15 protein-coding genes are annotated in these 20,604 nt (G+C 65.1%); 6 read left to right on the top strand and 9 right to left on the bottom strand.

What is annotated here, in order from left to right; translation table 11 throughout:
* Window positions 1–29: 29 nt before the first annotated feature.
* Window positions 30–1,658 carry a fatty-acid--CoA ligase gene (locus tag ACVMB0_RS18625; RefSeq protein WP_461347231.1) on the top strand — a complete coding sequence of 543 codons (1,629 nt, stop codon included), beginning with the start codon at window positions 30–32 and terminating at the stop codon, window positions 1,656–1,658.
* 308 nt (window positions 1,659–1,966) lie between these two features.
* A complete protein-coding gene (locus ACVMB0_RS18620; RefSeq protein WP_456756209.1) occupies window positions 1,967–2,824 on the top strand; it encodes a DUF1499 domain-containing protein in 858 nt (285 codons plus the stop codon).
* Window positions 2,825–2,952: 128 nt separating this feature from the next.
* Here ACVMB0_RS18620 and ACVMB0_RS18615 read toward each other — a convergent pair whose 3' ends face one another.
* The 4 genes from ACVMB0_RS18615 to ACVMB0_RS18600 all read right to left on the bottom strand — a co-directional run bounded on the left by ACVMB0_RS18615 (window position 2,953) and on the right by ACVMB0_RS18600 (window position 8,418).
* Entirely contained in the window at window positions 2,953–3,870 is a 918-nt protein-coding gene (locus ACVMB0_RS18615) for an MBL fold metallo-hydrolase (RefSeq protein WP_461349681.1), read from the bottom strand.
* A 130-nt stretch (window positions 3,871–4,000) separates the two neighbouring features.
* Entirely contained in the window at window positions 4,001–5,215 is a 1,215-nt protein-coding gene (locus ACVMB0_RS18610) for an acyl-CoA dehydrogenase (RefSeq protein WP_456756210.1), read from the bottom strand.
* A 192-nt stretch (window positions 5,216–5,407) separates the two neighbouring features.
* Window positions 5,408–6,484, bottom strand: a complete 1,077-nt coding sequence (gene ribB / locus ACVMB0_RS18605; protein ID WP_461347230.1) for a 3,4-dihydroxy-2-butanone-4-phosphate synthase — start codon at window positions 6,482–6,484, stop codon at window positions 5,408–5,410.
* A 200-nt stretch (window positions 6,485–6,684) separates the two neighbouring features.
* Window positions 6,685–8,418, bottom strand: a complete 1,734-nt coding sequence (locus ACVMB0_RS18600) for a cation:proton antiporter domain-containing protein (protein ID WP_461347229.1) — start codon at window positions 8,416–8,418, stop codon at window positions 6,685–6,687.
* 58 nt (window positions 8,419–8,476) lie between these two features.
* Here ACVMB0_RS18600 and ACVMB0_RS18595 point away from each other — a divergent pair, with 58 nt between their 5' ends.
* The gene (locus ACVMB0_RS18595; protein WP_461347228.1) at window positions 8,477–9,019 is read left to right on the top strand and encodes a DUF3124 domain-containing protein; all 543 of its coding nucleotides are present in this window, start codon (window positions 8,477–8,479) and stop codon (window positions 9,017–9,019) included.
* Between the two features lie 62 nt (window positions 9,020–9,081).
* The gene (locus ACVMB0_RS18590; protein WP_456798648.1) at window positions 9,082–10,320 is read left to right on the top strand and encodes an aminotransferase-like domain-containing protein; all 1,239 of its coding nucleotides are present in this window, start codon (window positions 9,082–9,084) and stop codon (window positions 10,318–10,320) included.
* A 10-nt stretch (window positions 10,321–10,330) separates the two neighbouring features.
* Here ACVMB0_RS18590 and ACVMB0_RS18585 read toward each other — a convergent pair whose 3' ends face one another.
* Window positions 10,331–11,611: an amidohydrolase family protein gene (locus ACVMB0_RS18585; RefSeq protein WP_456798649.1), complete on the bottom strand. Its 1,281-nt coding sequence runs from the start codon at window positions 11,609–11,611 to the stop codon at window positions 10,331–10,333.
* Between the two features lie 161 nt (window positions 11,612–11,772).
* On the opposite strand from ACVMB0_RS18585, the gene ACVMB0_RS18580 reads away from it, so the two are divergent.
* On the top strand, window positions 11,773–12,000 hold the full coding sequence (locus ACVMB0_RS18580; RefSeq protein ID WP_456756216.1) for a hypothetical protein: 228 nt from the start codon (window positions 11,773–11,775) through the stop codon (window positions 11,998–12,000).
* Between the two features lie 92 nt (window positions 12,001–12,092).
* On the opposite strand, the gene ACVMB0_RS18575 is transcribed toward ACVMB0_RS18580, so the two are convergent.
* Together ACVMB0_RS18575 and ACVMB0_RS18570 are read right to left on the bottom strand one after the other, a co-directional pair.
* On the bottom strand, window positions 12,093–12,911 hold the full coding sequence (locus tag ACVMB0_RS18575; protein ID WP_461347227.1) for an aldo/keto reductase: 819 nt from the start codon (window positions 12,909–12,911) through the stop codon (window positions 12,093–12,095).
* Window positions 12,912–13,074: 163 nt separating this feature from the next.
* Complete coding sequence (locus ACVMB0_RS18570) at window positions 13,075–14,649, bottom strand: alkaline phosphatase D family protein (protein ID WP_461347226.1); 1,575 nt, start codon at window positions 14,647–14,649, stop codon at window positions 13,075–13,077.
* Window positions 14,650–15,027: 378 nt separating this feature from the next.
* Here ACVMB0_RS18570 and ACVMB0_RS18565 point away from each other — a divergent pair, with 378 nt between their 5' ends.
* Window positions 15,028–16,359, top strand: coding sequence for an IS1182 family transposase (locus tag ACVMB0_RS18565; protein ID WP_461349680.1), 1,332 nt, complete (start codon window positions 15,028–15,030; stop codon window positions 16,357–16,359).
* 153 nt (window positions 16,360–16,512) lie between these two features.
* Here the strand turns inward: ACVMB0_RS18565 and ACVMB0_RS18560 are convergent, their stop codons facing one another.
* The gene (locus tag ACVMB0_RS18560) at window positions 16,513–16,953 is read right to left on the bottom strand and encodes a hypothetical protein (RefSeq protein ID WP_461349679.1); all 441 of its coding nucleotides are present in this window, start codon (window positions 16,951–16,953) and stop codon (window positions 16,513–16,515) included.
* A gap of 128 nt (window positions 16,954–17,081) precedes the next feature.
* Window positions 17,082–20,555 (bottom strand): indolepyruvate ferredoxin oxidoreductase family protein, encoded by a 3,474-nt coding sequence (locus ACVMB0_RS18555; RefSeq protein WP_461347225.1) that lies wholly within the window; start codon window positions 20,553–20,555, stop codon window positions 17,082–17,084.
* Between the last annotated feature and the right edge of the window lie 49 nt (window positions 20,556–20,604).

Here is a 20,604-nt window from a genome sequence, read left to right as displayed (position 1 = left end):
ATGCGTGAGGATCGAGGAGGGAGTTGCGTATGCTTGGCTTGATGCAAGATTGGCCCTTGCTGTGCCACAAGATTATTGAGCACGCCGCGAAATATCACGGCACGCAGGAAGTCGTGACGCGGTCGGTCGAAGGCCCGATCCATCGCACCACCTATGCCCAGATCCATGCCCGCGCGCTGAAGGTGTCGCAGAGCCTGGAGCGCGACGGCATCAAGCTCGGCGACCGCATTGCCACCATCGCCTGGAACACCTGGCGCCACCTCGAGGTCTGGTACGGCATCATGGGGATCGGCGCGATCTGCCATACGATCAATCCGCGGCTGTTTCCGGAACAGATCGCCTGGATCGTCAACCACGCCCAGGACCGCATCGTCATCACCGACCTCACCTTCGTTCCGGTGCTGGAGAAGATCGCAAGCCAGCTGCCGAGCGTCGACCGCTACGTGGTGCTGACCGACAAGGCGCACATGCCGCAGACCACGCTGAAGAACGCGGTCGCCTATGAGGACTGGATCGCGGCATCCGACGGCAAGTTCGAGTGGAAGAGCTTCGACGAGAACACCGCGGCGGCGATGTGCTACACCTCCGGCACGACGGGCGATCCCAAGGGTGTGCTGTATTCGCACCGCTCCAACGTATTGCACGCGCTGATGGCCAACTCGAAGGACGCGCTCGGCACCTCCGCATCGGACACAATGCTTCCGGTGGTGCCCTTGTTCCATGCCAACAGCTGGGGCATCGCCTTCTCGGCCCCGTCGATGGGCACCAAGCTGGTGATGCCCGGCCCGAAGCTCGACGGCGCCTCGGTGTATGAGCTGCTGTCGACCGAGAAGGTCACCCATACCGCCGGCGTTCCGACGGTGTGGCTGATGCTGCTGCAATACATGGCCGCCAACAATCTCAAGCTGCCCGACCTCCAGATGGTGATCTGCGGCGGCTCGGCGATGCCGCGCTCGATGATCAAGGCGTTCCTCGACATGGGCAGCCAGGTGCGCCACGCCTGGGGCATGACCGAGATGAGTCCGCTCGGCACGCTGGCGACGCTGAAGCCGCCGTTCACCGATCGCAGCGGCGAGGAGCGGCTCGACATCCTGCAAACCCAGGGCTATCCGCCGTTCGGCGTCGAGATGAAGATCACCGACGATGCCGGCAAGGAGTTGCCGTGGGACGGCAAGACCTTCGGCCGCCTCAAGGTCTCCGGTCCCGCGATCGCCAAGGCCTACTTCCGGGTCGATGCCAACATCCTCGACGATGCCGGCTTCTTCGACACCGGCGACGTGTCGACGATGGACGAGCACGGCTACATGCGGATCACCGACCGCTCCAAGGACGTGATCAAGTCCGGCGGCGAGTGGATCTCCTCGATCGATCTGGAGAACCTCGCAGTCGGCCATCCGGCGGTCGCGGAAGCCGCCGTGATCGGCGTCCATCACCCGAAATGGGACGAGCGGCCGCTGCTGATCGTGCAACTCAAGCAGGGCCAGAGCGCCACCCGGGAGGACATCCTGAAGTTCATGGATGGCAAGATCGCCAAATGGTGGATGCCCGACGACGTCGCCTTCGTCGACGGCATTCCCCACACCGCGACCGGCAAGATCCTGAAGACGGCGCTGCGCGACCAGTTCAAGGACTACACCTTCCCGACCGCTGCGGCGTAGGCTCCCTTATCTCCCCGGAGGGGGTCGAGACGAGCGCAGCTCGCTCCGGGATGGGTTCGCATGACGCGCAGCGAAATGCGGACCGAGGTGGGGCCGGCATACGCCGCCGGCTCCTTTGCATGGGGTTGTTTTCGATGTTTTGGCCGTGCGCCGCTGCGGAGGCCGGCGATGTGCGATCGCCCTGCCCTCCAACGGAGCATAAGACACCCGCCCAAATCCCTTGAATTCGCCGCAGGTCCGTGGTCTCACACGGTCATTGGCGGCGGCCGAGGTCGCCGGGGACATCTCAACCGGCAGATTTTTCGACGATGGCGCGCAGGTTTTCCGCTCCCTACCAGCAGGAGCCCGTGTCCGGTCTTGCCACCTGGTCGCGCAACCTCGCGATCTTCTCCGTCGTCGCGGTGGTGGTCTCGATCCTGATCGTCCGTTTCGGGTTCCTGGAGGTCAAGCCGGCGCTGGCGACCTTCTTCGGCGCGCTGGGCCTGGCCGGCCTATCGGTCCTGCTTGGGCTGGCCGCCTTCGCCGCGATCTGGCAGAACGGCACCCGCGGCATGGGCCGGATCCTGCTCGCGTTCCTGATCGACGCCGCGATCCTCGCCTACCCGGCCTACCTGACCTATCAGTACCGCAAGCTGCCGCGGCTCTACGACGTCACCACCGACGCGATCGACCCGCCGAGATTCGAGGCGCTGGCGCGGCTGCGCACCGGGGAAGGCACCAATCCCGCCGCCTACGCGGGCCTCGCTTCGGCCGAGCGGCAGCGCGCCGCCTATCCGGATATTGAGACGGTCGAGCTTGAGGTCCCGGCCGACCGCGCCTACGAGCTGGCGCTGCGGCTGGTCAACCGCCGCAAATGGCTCGTCATCGACGCCCGCGCCCCGCAGCCGCCGCGCAATATCGGCCGCATCGAGGCGGTGGCGCGCACGCCGATCATGGGCTTTCGCGAGGACGTCGCGATCCGCGTTACGCCCGACGACGAGGATTCCCGCGTCGATATCCGCTCGGCCTCGCGCTATTTCGACACCGATCTCGGCAGCAACGCCGCGCGGGTCAAGAAGCTGATCGAGGACCTCAACACCGCGGCGGAAAACGACAAGGACAAGCCGGCGAAGAAGGCAGCTCCGGTCGCACCCAAGGCGCCGCCGGCGAAGACGGTGAAGAAATAAATCTCTCTCCGTCATTCCGGGGCATCGCGCAGCGATGAGCCCGGAATCCATCGGGCCGCAAGTGATGTGGTGAAATGGATTCCGGGCTCTCGCCTCGCGAGCCCCGGAATGACGAATGGACAGCGTCCCTACGCCAACCGATACGTGCCGCCGATCACCGGATCGCCGTCGGTCGCCACGACGCCGCGCCCGACCAGGTCCTCCAGATGCGCCAGCACCGAATAGCCGGCGGCGTTGGCGAGGCGCGGGTCGAGCCCGATATAGATCGCCCGCACCATGGTCGGAATGTCGGCCTCGCCCTTGCCGAGCCGATGCAGGATCGACGCCTCGCGCGCGCGGCGATGCCGCGCCAGGAAACGGACATAGCGCGGTCCTTCCGGAATCTCCGGACCGTGGCCCGAGAAATAGAGCTGTTCGGGGCGCTGCTCCAGCCGCTCCAGCGAGGCCATGTAGTCGATCATCGAGCCGTCCGGCGGCGCCACGATCGAAGTCGACCAGCCCATCACATGGTCGCCGACGAAATTGATGCTGCGCTCGGTCCACGCGAAGGCCAGATGATTGGCGGTGTGACCGGGGGTCGCGACAGCCTCCAGCGCGAAGCCTGCCCCCTCGATGACGTCGCCGTGCTTGACGGCGATGTCCAGCCGGAAATCGCGGTCGGCGCCGGATTCCGGATTGTGCTTCTCGCTCTCGAAGCGCGGCCGCGAGGCACGATGCGGCCCCTCGGCATAAACAGGCGCGCCGGTCGCGGCCTTGATCCGCGGCGTGTTCGGCGAATGGTCGCGATGGGTATGGGTGACCAGGATATGGGTCACGGTCTCGCCCTTGACCGCATCGAGCAGCGCTTTCGCATGCGCCTCGTCGTCAGGACCGGGGTCGATGATCGCGACCTTGCCCTCGCCCACGATGTAGCTGACCGTGCCGGTGAAGGTGAACGGGCTCGGATTGTTGCAGAGGACGCGGCGGACGCCGGGGCGGACCTGTTCGACCACGCCGGGCCTGAGCGGAAAATCGCGGTTGAATGGGATGTCGTCATTGTCGGCCATGGTGAGTGCCCGGAGTGCGATCTTGTAGGATGGGTAGAGCGCAGCGAAACCCATCATGCGAGCCGCATGGCGGGCAGTAAGATGGGTTTCGCTTCGCTCTACCCATCCTACGCTGTCGGAGCAGTGTCCCTTACGAAAACGCCTGGATGCCGGTGATGGCGCGGCCGAGGATCAGCGCGTGGACGTCGTGCGTGCCCTCATAGGTGTTCACCGTCTCGAGGTTCGCGGCGTGCCGCATCACGTGATACTCGATCTGGATGCCGTTGCCGCCGTGCATGTCGCGCGCCATGCGGGCGATGTCGAGCGACTTGCCGCAATTGTTGCGCTTGACGATCGAGATCATCTCGGGCGCCATCTTGCCTTCGTCCATCAGGCGGCCGACGCGCAATGAGGCCTGCAGGCCGAGCGCGATCTCGGTCTCCATGTCGGCGAGCTTCTTCTGCACCAGCTGGGTGGCGGCCAGCGGCCGGTTGAACTGCTTGCGGTCGAGCGTGTACTGGCGCGCGCGGTGCATGCAGTCCTCGGCGGCGCCGAGCGCCCCCCAGGAAATGCCGTAGCGGGCGCGGTTGAGGCAGCCGAACGGGCCCTTGAGGCCGGAGACGTTGGGCAGCAGCGCGCTTTCCGGCACCACGACATTGTCGAGCACGATCTCGCCGGTGATCGAGGCGCGCAATGAGAGCTTGCCGCCGACCTTCGGCGCCGACAGGCCCTTCATGCCCTTCTCGAGGATGAATCCGCGGATCTGGTTGTCATGCGCTGCCGACTTGGCCCACACCACGAACACGTCGGCGATCGGCGCATTCGAGATCCACATCTTGGCGCCGTTCAGCTTGTAGCCGTCGGCGACTTTCTCGGCGCGGGTCTTCATGCCGCCGGGATCGGAACCGGCATCGGGCTCGGTCAGGCCGAAACAGCCGACCCATTCTCCGGTCGCAAGCTTGGGGAGATATTTCTTGCGCTGGCTCTCGTCGCCATAGGCGTAGATCGGATACATCACCAGCGAGGTCTGCACCGAGTTCATCGAGCGATAGCCAGAGTCGACGCGCTCGATCTCGCGTGCGACGAGGCCGTAGGCCACGTAGCTCGCATTGGCGCAGCCATATTCCTCGGGCAGCGTCACGCCGATCAGGCCGAGCTCGCCCATCTCGTTGAAGATCTCGCGGTCGGTCTTCTCTTCCAGATAGGCCTTGGTGACCCGCGGCAGCAGCTTGTCCTGCGCATAGGCCCGCGCGGTGTCGCGGATCAGGCGCTCGTCTTCGGTGAGCTGGTCGTCAAGCAGGAAGGGATCATCCCACTGGAAGCTGGCGGCAGCCGGCTTGTCCTTGGACTGGGGGCGCACGCTCATGAAACATCCTTTCGCATCATCACTCGGAAATTGGCGGATAAATTAAAGCGCTCAGCCGCGAAGCGCAATTGGTGATCCTCTCACCGTCATTCCGGGATGGTGCGCGAGCACCAGACCCGGAATCTCGAGATTCTCGGGGCGCAATTGCGCCCCTGAGGGTTCGCGCTATCGCGCGCCCCGGAATGACGGGTGCTAACCGTCGAACTTCTCATTCGACACGATCTCGATGCCGAAACCGGACAATCCCTTGTAGTCGTGCACCGACGAGGTCAGGTGCCGGATCGAGGTGATGCCGAGATCGCGCAGGATCTGGGCGCCGACGCCGACCTCGCGCCATTGCTTGTTGCGATCGGCTTCCGCCGACTTCTGCTCACCGACCGGCTGGACCGGAACACCGGCGGCACCGTCGCGCAAATAGACCAGCACGCCGCGGCCGGCAGCCTCGAAGTGCCGCAACACGGCTTCCATCCGCGCCGACCCGGTGAAGAGGTCTTTGACGATGTTGGGCTTGTGCAGCCGTGTCAGCACGTCCCGGCCGTCGCCGATGCCGTTATAGACGAAAGCGGCATGCATGATCTCGTCGAACGGCGAACGATAGGCGTAGCCCTGCAGCGGACCGATCGGGCTCTCGGTGGTGAAGGTCGCGACCCGCTCGATCAGCTTCTCGCGCGCCTGGCGGTAGGCGATCATGTCGGCGATCGTGACGTGCTTGAGCTTGTGGGCGGCGGCGAATTTCGCAACCTGCTCGCCTTTCATCACGGTTCCATCGTCGTTCATCAGCTCGCTGATGACACCGACCGGCGGCAGGCCCGAGAGCCGGCACAGATCGACCGCGGCTTCGGTATGGCCGGAGCGCAGCAGCACGCCGCCATCGCGCGCGATCAGCGGGAAGATGTGGCCGGGGCGCGCGAAGTCGTTGGCGCCGGCATTGGGATTGGCCAGCGCGCGGCAGCAGGAGGCACGTTCCTCGGCCGAGATGCCGGTGCCGCCATCGGGCTTGTAGTCGATCGAGACGGTGAAGGCCGTGGTGTGGTTGGACTCGTTGTGCGCCACCATCGGGTCGAGCCGCAGCCGGCGGGCATCCTCGGTGGTGATCGGCGCGCAGACGATGCCGGAGGTGTGGCGGATGATGAAGGCCATCTTTTCCGCCGTGCAGAACGACGCCGCGACGATCAGATCGCCCTCGCCTTCCCGATCGTCATCGTCGGTGACGACGACGAGTTCACCCTTCGCAAAGGCTTGCAGCACTTCCTGGATCGTATCGGCCATTGTCCTGACATCTCGCTTTATGCAGGCAGTGGATTAGCCGGGTTCCGATGGCAGCGCCAGTATCATTATGCAACCCGCCATGCGTTTGGCAGGCATACCAGGAGCTCGTAGCCCGGATGGAGCGAAGCGAAATCCGGGACCATGCACACGGAAACATCCCCGGATTTCGCTTCGCTGCATCCTGGCTACACAGCCGGCTTCTACGGCAGCACTTCGCGGCGATCGGCGAGCTGGGCATCCAGCTCGGCGCGCTTGTCGTCGAGCAGGCCGGCGTCGGCGGCCTCGATCACCGAGTAAAGCTCGGCGGCGTCGCTGAGCCGGGTCACCGTCACGTAATCGGCGCCGGCGGCGTAGAGATCGTCGACGCCGGTCAGGAGATCGGCGGTGGCGACGATCCGCGCGGTGGGATTGAGCGCGCGGACGTGGCGCACCAGCTTCTCATTGTCGGCGCCGACCAGGAGGAAATCCGGCACGCTCAGGATGATGATCTCGGCCTTGCCGATGCCGGCATGGACCAGCGTGTCGACGTTGCTGATGTCGCCATAGATCACGTGCATGCCGCGGTCGGACAGCGTCCGGAACACCAGCGGATTGAAGTCGATGACGCTGATCTGCTCAAGCAGCGACTGGTTCTGCCGCTCGATCTGGCTGATCAGCGCGCTCGCGGCGCGGAAAAAGCCGAGGATCACGATGCGCCGGATCTCGCCATGTCCGCCCTCCTGGCCGCCCTCACCGCGGGCTTCGCCCACATGGTCGAGATCGCGCAGCCCGATGCGCTTCAAGGGGCCGATCAGGCCGCGCACGATCTGGTCACTGCGCCCCATCGCGAAGGTCGAAAGCACCGCCAGCACCACGAAGGCGAACGAGGCCGCGTTCGCAGTTTCGGTCCCGATATGGTTGGCGGCGATGCCGGTCTGGATCACCACCAGCGAGAATTCGGAGATCTGCGCCAGATTGATCGCCGGTAGCAGGCTGGCGCGCAGGCCCTGCTTCATCAGGTAGAGCGGCGTAAACGTCGTGACCAGGCGGCTCGCCACCGTGAAGGCTGCGATGACCAGCGCCAGTCCGATCACCTGCAAGCCCGGGATCGGGATCGTCATGCCGAGCGCGACGAAGAACAGCGTGATAAAGAAATCCCTGAGCGTCGTGACCTTGGCGGTGACGTCGAGCGCGTAGGGAAAGGTCGAGATCGAGACGCCCGCGACCAGCGAGCCCATCTCGCGCGACAGATGCAGCCGCTCGGCGATCTCGCCGATCAGGAAGCACCAGGCGAGCGCGCCGAGCAGCACCAGCTCGGGCCGCCGCGCGATCTGGTGGAACAGCCGCGGCAGCACGTAGCGGCTCAGCACCAGCGCGGTCGCGACCAGAACCGCAACGCGGGCGATCGACAGCAGCACGACGCTGATCTGCAGGTTATCGAGGCTCGGTTGAACCGCCAGGAACAGGATCGCGAAGATGTCCTGCAGCACCAGCACGCCGAGCGTGATGCGGCCCGGCAGCGTATCGAGCTCGCGCTTCTCGTAGAGCACCTTGACGATGATGACGGTCGAGGACAGCGCGCAGGCGACGCAGAGATAGACCGCATCGAACTTGCCGCCGCCGACCGCAAGGCCTATTCCCGCAAAGAACGCCACGCCGATCAGGCAGCCGCCGATCAGCTCGCCGGCGCCGGCGAACAGGATGACCTTGCCGGCGCGGATGATCTTCTTGAGGTCGATTTCGAGCCCGATCATGAACAGCATGAAGATCAGGCCGAGCTCGGAGATGACGCTGATCGATTCCTGGGACTTGACCCAGCCCATGCCGAATGGACCAATGAAAAAGCCGGCGATAAGGTACGCAAGGATCAGCGGTTGCCGGGAGAAATGGGCCAATAGCCCAATCCCCCAGGCAAACAGGATACAGAGCGTGATATCGGGAATCAGTTCATGCATGCGTCAAAGACTTCCTTTGCCGCAACCTAGAGGGCCGGGCGTGAGGATCAACCTAGCAATGTGTCACATCCGCGCAGGCGGCATTTTTCTGGCAGTTCTGCTCTGCCTGCCCACCGTGCGGGCGACGGAGGCGCTAGCACAATCTCCGGCGAGTATTGAACAAAATTTTGCGAACTCGCTGACCGCGGTGCCGTCGGAAGGCCTCACCGCCACCGGTGCGTTCTACGTGCCGGTGTATTCCAGCGTGTCGATGAGCCAGGGCAAGCTCAGGGCGGATTTCTCGGTGACGCTCAGCGTGCACAACGCCTCCGAGACCAAGCCGCTGGTGCTGAAGCGGATCGCCTATTTCGACACATCAGGCAAGATGGTGGAGAACTACCTCAAATCGCCGATCGCGCTAAAACCGTTTGCGACCGTCGAGGTCGCGATCGCGACCACCGATACACGCGGCGGCACCGGCGCGAATTTCGTGGTCGATTGGGCCGCCGCCGGCGAGATCGCGGAACCGGCAGTCGAGGCCCTGATGATCGGCAGCGTCGGCGCCGGGCACTATGCCTTCGTCAGCCAGGGCCGCCCGATCCGGCTGACCGGCAAGAACTGACTTCACGGACGTCCGCTGACGTGCGGCCGCCTCAACGATAACAACACGGAGCGAAACGTCCCATGTCCACCTCAGCCCAGTTCGATTTTGCACCACTGCTCCCGGCCGGCCTGCCTGCACCGGCTGCGCGCTGGACCGGGCTCGCCAAATACAGCTTCGTCGGCGGCAACAACGATCCCGACCAGGTCCCGGTCGACGGACTATTGGAGGCGGTCAACGCCGTGCTGAAGCGCGAGGGCCGGAATCTTGCGACCTACAACCTCGCGCACGGGCCACAGGGCTATCTGCCGCTGCGCCAGTTCCTGACCGAGAAGCTGAAGCGCGATGCCGGAATTGGCTGCACGCCGGATGAGATCATGATCGTCTCCGGTTCGCTGCAAGCGCTCGATCTGGTCAATCAAACCCTGCTCGCCAAGGGCGACACCGTGCTGATCGAGCAGGAGACCTATCAGGGCTCGCTGAACCGGCTGACGCGGCTCGGCGTCAACGCGGTCGGCATTCCCCTCGACGGCGACGGCATCCGGATCGATGCGCTGGCCGCCGCGCTCGCCGATCACAAGCGGCGCGGCATCACGCCGAAATACATCTACACCATCCCGACCGTGCAGAACCCGACCGGCTCGATCCTGCCCGAAAGCCGCCGCGCCGAGATGCTGAAGCTGTCGAAAGAATACGGCGTGCCGATCTTCGAGGACGATTGCTATGCCGATCTGATCTGGAACGGCGAGCGGCCCCCCGCGATCTACGCCATGAGCACGCATGGCGGCGTGATCCATATCGGCTCGTTCTCGAAGTCGATTGCGCCGGCGCTGCGGGTCGGCTTCATCGTCGCGCCATGGGCAATCATGTCGCGGATGCTGCCGCTGAAGACCGATGCCGGCTCCGGCGCGCTGGAGCAGATGGTGCTCGCGGAATATTGTGCGCCGCATTTCGCGACCCACGTGCCCAAACTGACGCGAGGGCTGCGCGCAAAACTCGACACGCTGATGGAGGCGCTGAACGAGCAATTCGGCACCGCGGCGGAATTCGAGGCGCCGAAGGGCGGCATCTTCCTGTGGGTCAAGCTGCCCGACAATGTCGACACGTTGAAGCTCTATCAGGCCGCGCTCGCCGCCGGGGTCTCGATCAATCCGGGACCGGAATGGTCGACCAGCAAGGCGCATTCCGGCAGCCGGCTGCGGCTCTGCTTCGCGAACCCCTCGCACGCGCAGATCCGCGAAGGCATCGCGGTGCTGGCCGAGGTGTGCCGCAAGGAATTCGGCGTGCCCGCGCGCAGCAGCAATGTGGAGAAGCGCGGCTGATGTTCCGCGCTCAACGCACCGAAAACGGCGCCTGATAGGGCCGGCCGAACGGCACGCCGTTGATGACTGTCTGCACCGGCTTCAACTGCTGATTGCCATCGCGCTTGTTGTTGCGGGTGTCGACGAAGGTGACCGGACCTTCGACGAGGTCCATGATCGCGAGGTCGCCGGGCGCGCCGCGCTGCAGCGTGCCGATCTTGGGCGTCCGATTGATGATCCGCGCCGGCGCCGAGGTCGCCATTGCCACGACCTGATCCAGCGAGGACCCCATCGCCAAAAACTTGCTCATCACGTTCGGCAGGAACGGGATGCCGGGCGAATTGCCGGAGAAGACGTGGATGTCGGAAGAGATCGTATCGGGTGTGCAGCCCGCCGGAATTGCGATCTCGGCCACCGTGAAGTCAAAGCTGCCGCCGCCATGGCCGACGTCGAACAGCACGCCGCGCTGCTTGGCCGCGAGCGCTGCGGGCAACAGCTTGCCGTCCTGCACGATGTTGGTGAAGGCGCCGGACATGTTCGGCGCGCCGGAATAGGCGTGGGTGAGGATATCGCCCGGCCGCAGCAGGTCGAGAATGTCGGACATCAGCTCCTTGGTCTCGACGCCGCCGATATGCACCATCATCCGCGCCGGCCAGCCGCACATCTCGCAGGCCTGGATACCGCGCTTCAGCGGCTCGATGCCGTGCTTGAAGATGACGTTCTCCGACATCCGCACCTTGACCCCGATCAGGAAGTCCGGGTTCTCGGCCAGCGCCATCGCGCAGGCTTCGACCTGGGCGTTGTCGATGTTGTAGAGCTCGGCCACCGGGAAGGCCGACAGGCCGTTATTGGCGATGTGGACGAAAGCATAAATCCGCGTCCGCGACTGCGCCACGATGAAGCGTCGCAGCGCCGCGAGGTTGTTGACGCCGGCATCGCCGGCCGAGACCACTGTCGTGGTGCCCTGGAATTGCACCAGCTCGTCGGCGGGAATGCCGATCGCGGATCCATAAGGGTAGACGTGGCAATGCAGATCGACGAGGCCCGGCATCACGAGCTTGCCCGACGCATCGATGATCTTGCTGGCGCGCGCGGCCGGGATCTCGTCCTCGATCGCCTCGATCAGGCCCCAGCGGATGCCGATGTCGCGCTTGCCGCGCAACGACTGGCTGGGATCGATCACGTCGCCGCTCTTGATCACGAGGTCGAACTTGTCATCCGGCCCCATCGCGGCTGCGGCCGGCCCTGCGATGGCAGCGGCGGCAGCCGATCCCGCACCTTTCAAGAAATCCCGGCGTGAAGATCCACTCACGGCAACGTCCCCCCGAACATTGATTTTTGTGGCGCGATGATGCGTCGGACTCCGGGGTTAGGCAAGCCCACATGAACAACCGTTCAGAAAACTCTGCTTGTTCCTCAGGAACGTTTCGATGCCTGCACGGTTTTCTCGTCGCATCATTTGAGGAGGATGACATGAAAAAGATTGGTTTTGTTCTTGCGGCGATCGGCACGCTCGCAGTGGCCGTTCCGTCGATTGCGAGCGCCGAGACCGTCGTGATCAAGCGCGGCCATCACCATCATTGGGATCGCGGCTGGGGCGCGCGCGCCGAGATGCGCCGTGGTTGGCATGACCGCGGTTGGCATCGCGGCTGGCATCACGATCATGACCGCACGGTCGTGATCCGGCGCGATCGCTACTAATCACCGACACATCCAAGAGACCGACACAACGGAAAATGGCTCCTCGCGGAGCCATTTTCTTATTCTGCGTCTTGATCAGACGCTGGAGGGGCTCAATCCCACGCCGGGGCAAAGCCCGGATTGACGCAGCGCATGTCCTTGCGGAGCGCAGCGATCGCGTTGCGATCATCATCGTCGAGCTTGACCTTCAGCGAGTCGAGATTGGCCTGCTGGCTCTCCGCGCGCGAGGCCTTCGGAATCGCCGCAACGCCGTCCTGATCGAGCAGCCATTTCAGCGCCACCTGGGCTGCGGTCGCACCATGCTTCTTGCCGATCTTCGCCAGCGTCTCGTCGGTCGCGAAACGGCCCTGCGCCAGCGGACAATAGGCCACCAGCGGGATCGATTTCGCGGCGAGATATGTCCGCACCGGCGTCTGGTCCAGCATCGCGTGATATTCGATCTGGTTGCAGGCGATCGGCGCCTTGATGTCCTCGACCACGATCTTGAGCAGCGCGGTGGTGAAATTGGCGACGCCGATCGCCCGGACGCGGCCCTCCTGCTTCAGCCGCATCAGCGTTTCGAACACGGCCGGCAGCTTCATGTTCTTCGACGGCCAGTGCACCAGATAGAGATCGACGTGATCGAGCCGCAGCTTCTTCAGGCTGGCATCGAACGCCGTCCGGATCGCATCCGGTGCCAGATTCTCGTGCCACACCTTGGTCGTCACATGCAGGTCCTTGCGCGGGACCTTGGAAGCCGCGATCGCCGCGCCGATCGGCTCTTCATTGGCGTACATCTCGGCGGTGTCGATGTGCCGGTAACCGAGCCCGAGCGCGCTCTCGACCGCCGCGCGGCAGGCATCGCCCTGCATGCGGAAGGTGCCGAGCCCGAGTTGCGGCAGGCTGATGCCCTGTGTCTGCAGATTTTCCATGGATAGCTCCTGACGCGTGGGACGCCGAGGAAATCGACGACGTCACGCCAGCAAATCGTTTCGTGGAATGAAATTGGCAGGACTGCCAATGCCTAGTCTGCCCGCAAACCGGCCCTTCGGGCAAGCCGCCGCAAATCAAGATGTCGCGACGGCATTGGCGAGCTTAAATATGTTCCGCCAAGATCTGGCCGGGCCGTGCGTCCGGCCTTGGCTCGATGTCGACCGACCAGAGATCGTGGTTGTCGACGTCCTTCAGCGTCACTGTCATCACGGCGGTCCTGCCGTCGATGTCGACGCGGCCAAAGAATTGCAGGCCGAAGCAGGGCGCGAGGTTGTCGCCCTGCTCGGCGGTGCAGCCCTTCTCGTACATCGCCTTCGGGCCGAAGGTGTTGTCGAGTGCGCCCGGCGACCAGGTGCCGGCATGCAGCGGACCGGAGACGAACTCCCAGAACGGCTCGAACTCCTGGAACACGGCGCGGTTCGGATCATAGTGATGCGCCGCGGTGTAATGCATGTCCGCCGTGAGCCACACCGTGTTGCGGACGCCGGCGCGCTTCATGAAGGACAGCAGGTCGGCGATCTCGTGCTCGCGCCGCTCGGGCGGCCCGTCGCCGAGCGCAACGGCATCGAGGCTGATGAGCCCGATCGGCAGATCCGCCGCGATCACCTTCCAGACAGCATCCGATGCCATCAGTTCGCGCTTCAGCCAGGCCAGCTGACTCTCGCCGAGGATGAACGCCTGCTCCGGATCGCCCTGCTTGTTCCAGCTGGAATCGCGGTAGGAGCGCATGTCGACGATGAAGACGTCGAGCAGCGGCCCGATCTTGCGATAGACCCGGCCATCACGCTCCGGCATCAGCCGCATCGGCATGAATTCGTGGAACGCACGCCGCGCCCGCGCCACCAGCTTCGAATTGCCATCCGCGTCGTAGCCGGTCGCGTCGGCGGTGCCGATCGGCGACCAGTCATCGGCCACCTCGTGGTCATCCCACTGCGCGAACACAGGCACCTCGGCATGGAAGGCGCGGAAATTCTCGTCGAGCCAGTTGTATTTGTAATTGCCGCGAAACTGCTCAAGAGTCTGCGCGACGACGGATTTCTCAGGGGTGACGACGTTGCGCCAGACCTCGCCGTTCGGCAGCGCTTGCTCCGCGGGCACCGTGCAATCCGCATAAATATGATCGCCCGAGTGGATGAAGAAATCCGGGCGCTCGTTCAGCATGGTGCGGTAGCTGCGCAGGCCGCCGCGAGCGGGGTCGATGCCCCAGCCCTGCCCAACGACGTCGCCGGACCAGACAAAGGAGACCGAGCGGCGATCGACCGGCGCAGTGCGGAAATGCCCGATGCGGCTTTCGCCGACGAGGCCGTCGCGATCCTCGAAGCTGACGCGATAGAACAGGTCCTGCCCCGGCGGCAGGCCATCGAGCAGCAGTTTTGCGGTGAAGTCGCGCTCGGGCAGCGCATCCGTGGTCGCCGTGCGCAGGATGCTGACGAAGCTCTCGACTGCGGCGCATTCGATGCGCATCCGTGCCGCGCGATCGGCGCGGGCCCAGATGACAGCGGAATCGCTGGCGACATCGCCGGACTGGATCCCTGTGATCGCGGGCCGATCCGCGGCGCGGCTTAGATAGGGCCTTGCCAGCGCCCCCAATCCCGCGAGCGCAGCCGTCGACGCCGAGCGCACCAGAAGTTGACGCCTTGTAAGGCCTCGCCCCCTTGCGGAGATCACTGTCGGCATCGAATAACCTTCGTCGAATCGCAACGAAGGTTTTGCCTGCGCCGTTTGACTCCGCCCTGACGGTTTCTTGACTCTGCGCCGACGGTTTTGCGACGGCGGGATGACTCAGGGAAATTCTGGGAACGGCATCGGGCGCCGAGCGCTCACGCGCCTGACCCGTCATCCTGAGGAGCGCCACCGGGTCCGCGCGAAGCGCGGCCCGATGACAGGCTCCGCGCGTCTCGAAGGATGAATCGGCCAGAGACGGGCCGTCGATCCTTCGAGACGCGCGCAAGGCGCGCTCCTCAGAGGGTGTGATTTTTTTGGGGTTTCAGCGAGCATTATAGCCGAAAGCCGGCGCGGTGTGATTCTCTGGCGATGACGGATTCGCGGGAGGTGATGTTGGCTGCCGATGAGTTGTTTGGGGACCTGCCGGAGCAGGCGAAGCCACCAGCCGAAGCGGGCTTGCCCGGCGCTCCGCGGCTGCGTGAGCCCCAGCGCGACCAGATTGCGCTGCGAGCGGTTGATATTGAGAGCCTGATCGGGGAAGACCATCCGGTGCGGCTGATCTGGTCTTATGTCGAAGAGCTTGATCTGAGTGAGTTGGAGGACCGGATCAAGGCTCGCGGCGATCGTCCCGGTCACCCCGCGACCTCGCCCCGGCTTTTGCTGGCGCTGTGGCTCTATGCCGCCAGCGAAGGCGTTGGCAGCGCGCGGGCGTTGGAGCGGCTGTGCGAGAGCCACGATGCCTATCGCTGGCTGTGCGGCGGGGTGTCGGTGAACTATCACCTGCTGGCGGACTTCCGGGTCGGCAACGCCGATCTGCTTGACCGACTGCTCAGTGAGCATCTGGCAGCGTTGGCAAAGGCCGGTCTCGTCGATCTGGAGACCTTGGCGCAGGATGGCATGCGGGTCCGGGCCAGCGCCGGGGCCGCCTCGTTCCGGCGCGAGGCGACGCTGGATAAGCATTTGGCGCAGGCTGAGGCCGTGGTGGAAGACCTCAAGCGCGAGGTCGACACACGCTCGGACGCCAGCAATAAGCGTGCCCGGGCAGCCAAGGAGCGGGCCGCGCGGGAACGCAGCGCGCGGGTGAAGGCGGCGCAGACGGCGCTCGCCGAGATCAAGCAGCAGCGCAAGGAGCGCGAAGAAAGTCGCGGCAACGGCAAGACGCCGAAGGAGCCGCGGGCCTCCACGACGGACGCCTATGCACGGGTCATGAAGATGGCGAACGGCGGCTTCCGCCCCGCCTACAACGTGCAGGTGACGAGCGTGGCCGGCGAGCAGATCGTCGTCGACACCAGAATTTGCAACGTCGGATCCGATCGCGGCCTGATGCGCCCCATGCTGGAGCGGCAGCGTGCGCGGCCCGGAGGGTTGCCCAAGGACCATCTCGTCGATGGCGGCTTTGGCAGTGCCGAGGACATCGAATGGGCCTATGCCGAGGGCATCGATATCTTTTGTCCGCCCACTCAATCCAAGCACGGTACCGATCCCTATCTACCGCGGCGCGGCGACGGTCCGGGGGTGTTGGCCTGGCGTGCGCGAATGGCGAGCGAAGAGGGCAAGGCCCGATACAGGTCCCGGTCGATCTGCGAGTGCATCCATGCCCGCTGGCGCAATTGGGACCTGCGGCAATTGACCGTGCGCGGCATCGAAAAGGTCCGTGCCGTCGTGCTCTGGTACGCCCTCGTCAACAACATCCTGCAAGGCAACCGCCTCTCCAGAGCCTAAACAACGGGTCATCGCCGAACTCGAACTCAAACCTGCCAATTGCTGCGACGAACAGCCGCCAAAAACTCCGCAGGAGCCGAATCCGTCACAAGCTCTCAGGATGACGGTTTGGGATTAGTGCACCTCGAAAGAGAGAGGCGCGGCCGCCGCCTCTCACCGCCGCCAGTTGCAGATGCCGCCGGTGCGGCACGGCCAGGTCTGGATCCTGGTATCGCGGGCTTCGGCATCGAGCGGGTTCGAATGCCGACGCGCGAGCTTGGCGCGAGCAGGAACGTGCGCGACTGCGCGCTTCCGCTCTCGCGGTGCCGTCTCGCGCGGCGGCGTCACCCTGGTGGTCCGTACCGGCTTCTGCCGCTCGACCTTCGGCTCCTCAACCTTCGGTTCGGCGGCTGCATGCTGATCGGCACCGTGGTCGGCCTTCGCCTCGACCGGAACCGGCTCGAACTGCGCCGGCGGGCCAAGCGGCTTCGGCGACAGGACTGCGCGTGAAAGATCGAGGCTGAAGAACTCGCTCGGGCGGTAGTCGTCGGCCAACGCGACACCGCCCCATGCCAGGCACGCGGCGCAAACGGTTGCAACCAAAACGTTTTTCAGGACCGTCAAAAGGGCCTCCTGAAATCACTCGAACAGAACAGCCATCATGTAGGGGCCCGGCCGCGCGAATCCAGCCGCAGGTTGCGGGCAGGGTTACCGGTCAACCAAGGCGGCCGCGGAAAGTTCCCCTACTCGGCCGCCTGCGCCAGCGGCTGGCCGATCGCACGCTCCAGCCGCGCACATTCGGTGCGGTAGCGGGCGACGTTGCCTTCCTTGATGTGGCCGTAGCCGCGCACGAGGTCCGCAGCCTTGGCCAGCGCCACCAGGCGCGGCAGATCGAGCGGCTTGTTGCCGTCGAGATGCCGCAGGATCATCGCCGAATATTCGACCGGCAGCGCGCGCTCCATTTTGCGCTCGGCGGTATAGCCGAAGATGTCGAACGCGGTGCCGCGCAGGCCCTTCAGCCCGGCCAGCAAGCCGAACGCCTTGAAGATCCACGGGCCGAACTCGCGCTTCTGCAAGCGCCCGGTGACGGGATCGCGCTGTGCCAGCAGCGGGGGCGCCAGCAGGACCTTCAAACCGGAATTGCCCTCGAACTGCTCCCGCAGCGCCTTGCTGAACTCGCCATCGGAATAGAGCCGCGCGACCTCGTATTCGTCCTTGTAGGCCATCAGCTTGAACAGGCCTTTTGCAAAAGCCTCGGTCAGGTCCTGCGAGCCCGGCGCCGCCGCGGCTTCCGCCGTGCGGACACGCGCGACGTCGTCGAGATAGCGCTTGGCGTAGGCCGCGTCCTGATAGTCGGTGAGGAATTTGGCGCGGAATGCGATCGCTTCATCCAGCGTCTTCTTGGCCGGAGCTGCGCCCGCATTCTTGAAGCGGGCGGCGCTGACCACGCGCTGAAGATCGTGCGCGGCAAGCCGGCCCCACGAGAACGCGGTCTTGTTCATCTCGATCGCGGCGCCGTTGAGCTCGATCGCCTTCAGGATCGCGTCGAGCGACAGCGGGATCGCGCCGCGCTGGAACGCGAAGCCGAGCATGAAGGCGTTGGTGGCGATGCTGTCGCCCATCAGCGCGGTGGCAAGCCCGGTGGCGTCGAGGATGTCGAGATCGCCTGATGTCACCGCGCCGTTCAGGGCATCGCGCATCGAGCTTGCCTCGAAGTCGATATCGGGATCGATCACGAAGCTCGCGGTCGGCAGCAGGTCGGCGTTGACGACGGCGCGGGTGACGCCGCGCTCGGCACGGCTCAGCGCCGGCACGCTGGTGGCGACGACGAGGTCGCAGCCGAGGATCAGATTGGCATTGCCCGGCGCGATGCGGACCGTGGTCAGCATATCGGATGTAGGCGCCAGCCGGACATGGCTCATGACCGCGCCGTTCTTCTGCGACAGGCCGGTGAAGTCGAGCGTCGAGCAGGCCAGCCCCTCGACATGCGCGGCCATGCCGAGCAGCGCGCCGATGGTGATGACGCCGGTGCCGCCGATGCCGGTGATCAGGATGTTGTAGGGATTGCTCAGGGTGGCCGCAGGCGGCGTCGGCAGGTCGGCAAACAGCGCCTTCGGATCGGCAGCGGTGCGGTCGGCCTTGCGCAGCTTGGGATCCTGCACCATCACGAAGCTCGGGCAGAAGCCCTCGATGCAGGAGAAATCCTTGTTGCAGTTCGACTGGTCGATGCGGCGCTTGCGACCGAGCTCGGTCTCCAGCGGCTGCACCGAGACGCAGTTCGACGCCACCGAGCAGTCGCCGCAGCCTTCGCAGACGCGCTCATTGATGAACACGCGCTTGGCCGGATCGGGAAACAGCCCGCGCTTGCGGCGGCGGCGCTTCTCGGCGGCGCAGGTCTGGTCGTAGATCAGGACGGTGAGGCCCTCGATCTCGCGCAAGGTGCGCTGCACGGCGTCGAGCTCGCGGCGATGATGGATGGTGGCGCCCGACGGGAAATAATTGGCGGGATATTTGTCGGGATCGTCGGAGACGATCGCGAGCTTCTTGGTGCCCTCCGCCCAGACCTGATGCGCGATCTGCGAGACCGTGAAGCCGCCCTCGGCGGGCTGACCGCCGGTCATCGCCACCGCATCGTTGTAGAGGATCTTGTAGGTGATGTTGACGCCGGCGGCCGCCGCCGCGCGCAGCGCCAGCAGACCGGAATGCGTGTAGGTGCCGTCGCCGAGATTCTGGAACACGTGCTGTTCGCTGGTGAACGGCGCCTGCCCGATCCAGCTCACGCCCTCCGCGCCCATATGCGAGATGGTCTGGGTGTTGCGGTTCGGCACCGACAGCGCCATGCCGTGACAGCCGATGCCGGCCATCGCGCGGCTGCCCTCGGGGATCTTGGTCGACGAATTGTGCGGGCAGCCCGAGCAGAAATACGGCGTCCGCGACAGTTTCGCGGTCCCCGTACCTTCGGCCGGACGATCGAACGCCTCGAGTTTTGCCAGGCGCTGCTCCAGCAGCGGACTGCGGTGGCCGAGCTTGCGCAGCCGCGCCACCACGGCGGCGGCGACCATGGTCGGCGTCAACTCGCCCTCGCTCGGCAGCAGCGGCGCGCCGCTCTCGTCGCGCTTACCGACCACCGACGGACGCCTGGCAGCATCCATGTTGTAGAGGATGCGGACCAGCTGGTCCTCGATGAAGCCGCGCTTCTCCTCGACCACCAGCACGTCCTGCAAGCCCTCGGCGAAGGCGCGCGCGCCGTTTGCTTCGAGCGGCCAGGTCAGCGCCACCTTGTAGATGCGCAGCCCCAGCGCCTGCGCCTCGGCATCGGTGATGCCGAGATCGGCGAGCGCCTGGCGCAGGTCGAGATAGGCCTTGCCGGTCGCCATGATGCCGAGCCGCGCCGGCTTGGAATCCAGCACGATGCGGTCGAACCGGTTGGCGCGGGCGAAGGCCGCGATGGCCTCCATCTTGGGCCCGTGCAGACGACGTTCGGCCTCCAGCGGCGGATCCGGCCAGCGGATCGAGAGCCCGCCCGGCGGCATCTCGAAATCGTCGGGCATGATGATCCTGATGCGGTCGGGATCGCTGACGATCGAAGCCGAGCTTTCCACCGTCTCGGAGATCGCCTTGAAGCCGACCCAGCAGCCGGAATAGCGCGACAGCGCGAAACCGAGGATGCCGAGATCGAGATAATCCTGCAGCGTCGCCGGATTGATCACCGGCATCAGCGCCGAGGCGAACACCTGCTCGCTCTGGTGCGCGAGCGTGGAGGACTGGCAGCCATGGTCGTCACCGGCGAGCGCGATCACGCCGCCATTCGGCGAGGTGCCGGCCGAGTTGGCGTGCTTGAGCGCATCGAGCGAGCGGTCGACGCCGGGCCCCTTGCCGTACCAGATGCCGAACACGCCATCGACCTTGGCGCCGGGGAACATGCCGACCTGCTGGCTGCCCCAGACCGCGGTCGCTGCCAGATCCTCGTTGAGGCCGGGAACGAAGGCGATGTCATGCTGCTTCAGAAAGGATTTCGCTCGCCACAGCGCATGGTCGTACATGCCGAGCGGTGAGCCGCGGTAACCGGAGATGAAACCGGCGGTGTTCAGCCCGTGCGCGCGGTCGCGTTCGCGCTGCAACATGGGCAATCGGACCAGCGCCTGGGTACCGGAGAGGAAGATTCGCTTGGTGTCCAACCGGTACTTGTCGTCCAGTCCAACTTCCATCAACGCCATCAGTCAGGCTCCCCGCCGGTTAGTCGCGCCGGTCCGCACCGGTCTCGTT

This window comes from Bradyrhizobium sp. USDA 4451, from assembly GCF_054822585.1.
Note: the sequence above shows the minus strand (reverse complement) of the source record. Positions and strands in the feature narration are given on the sequence as shown.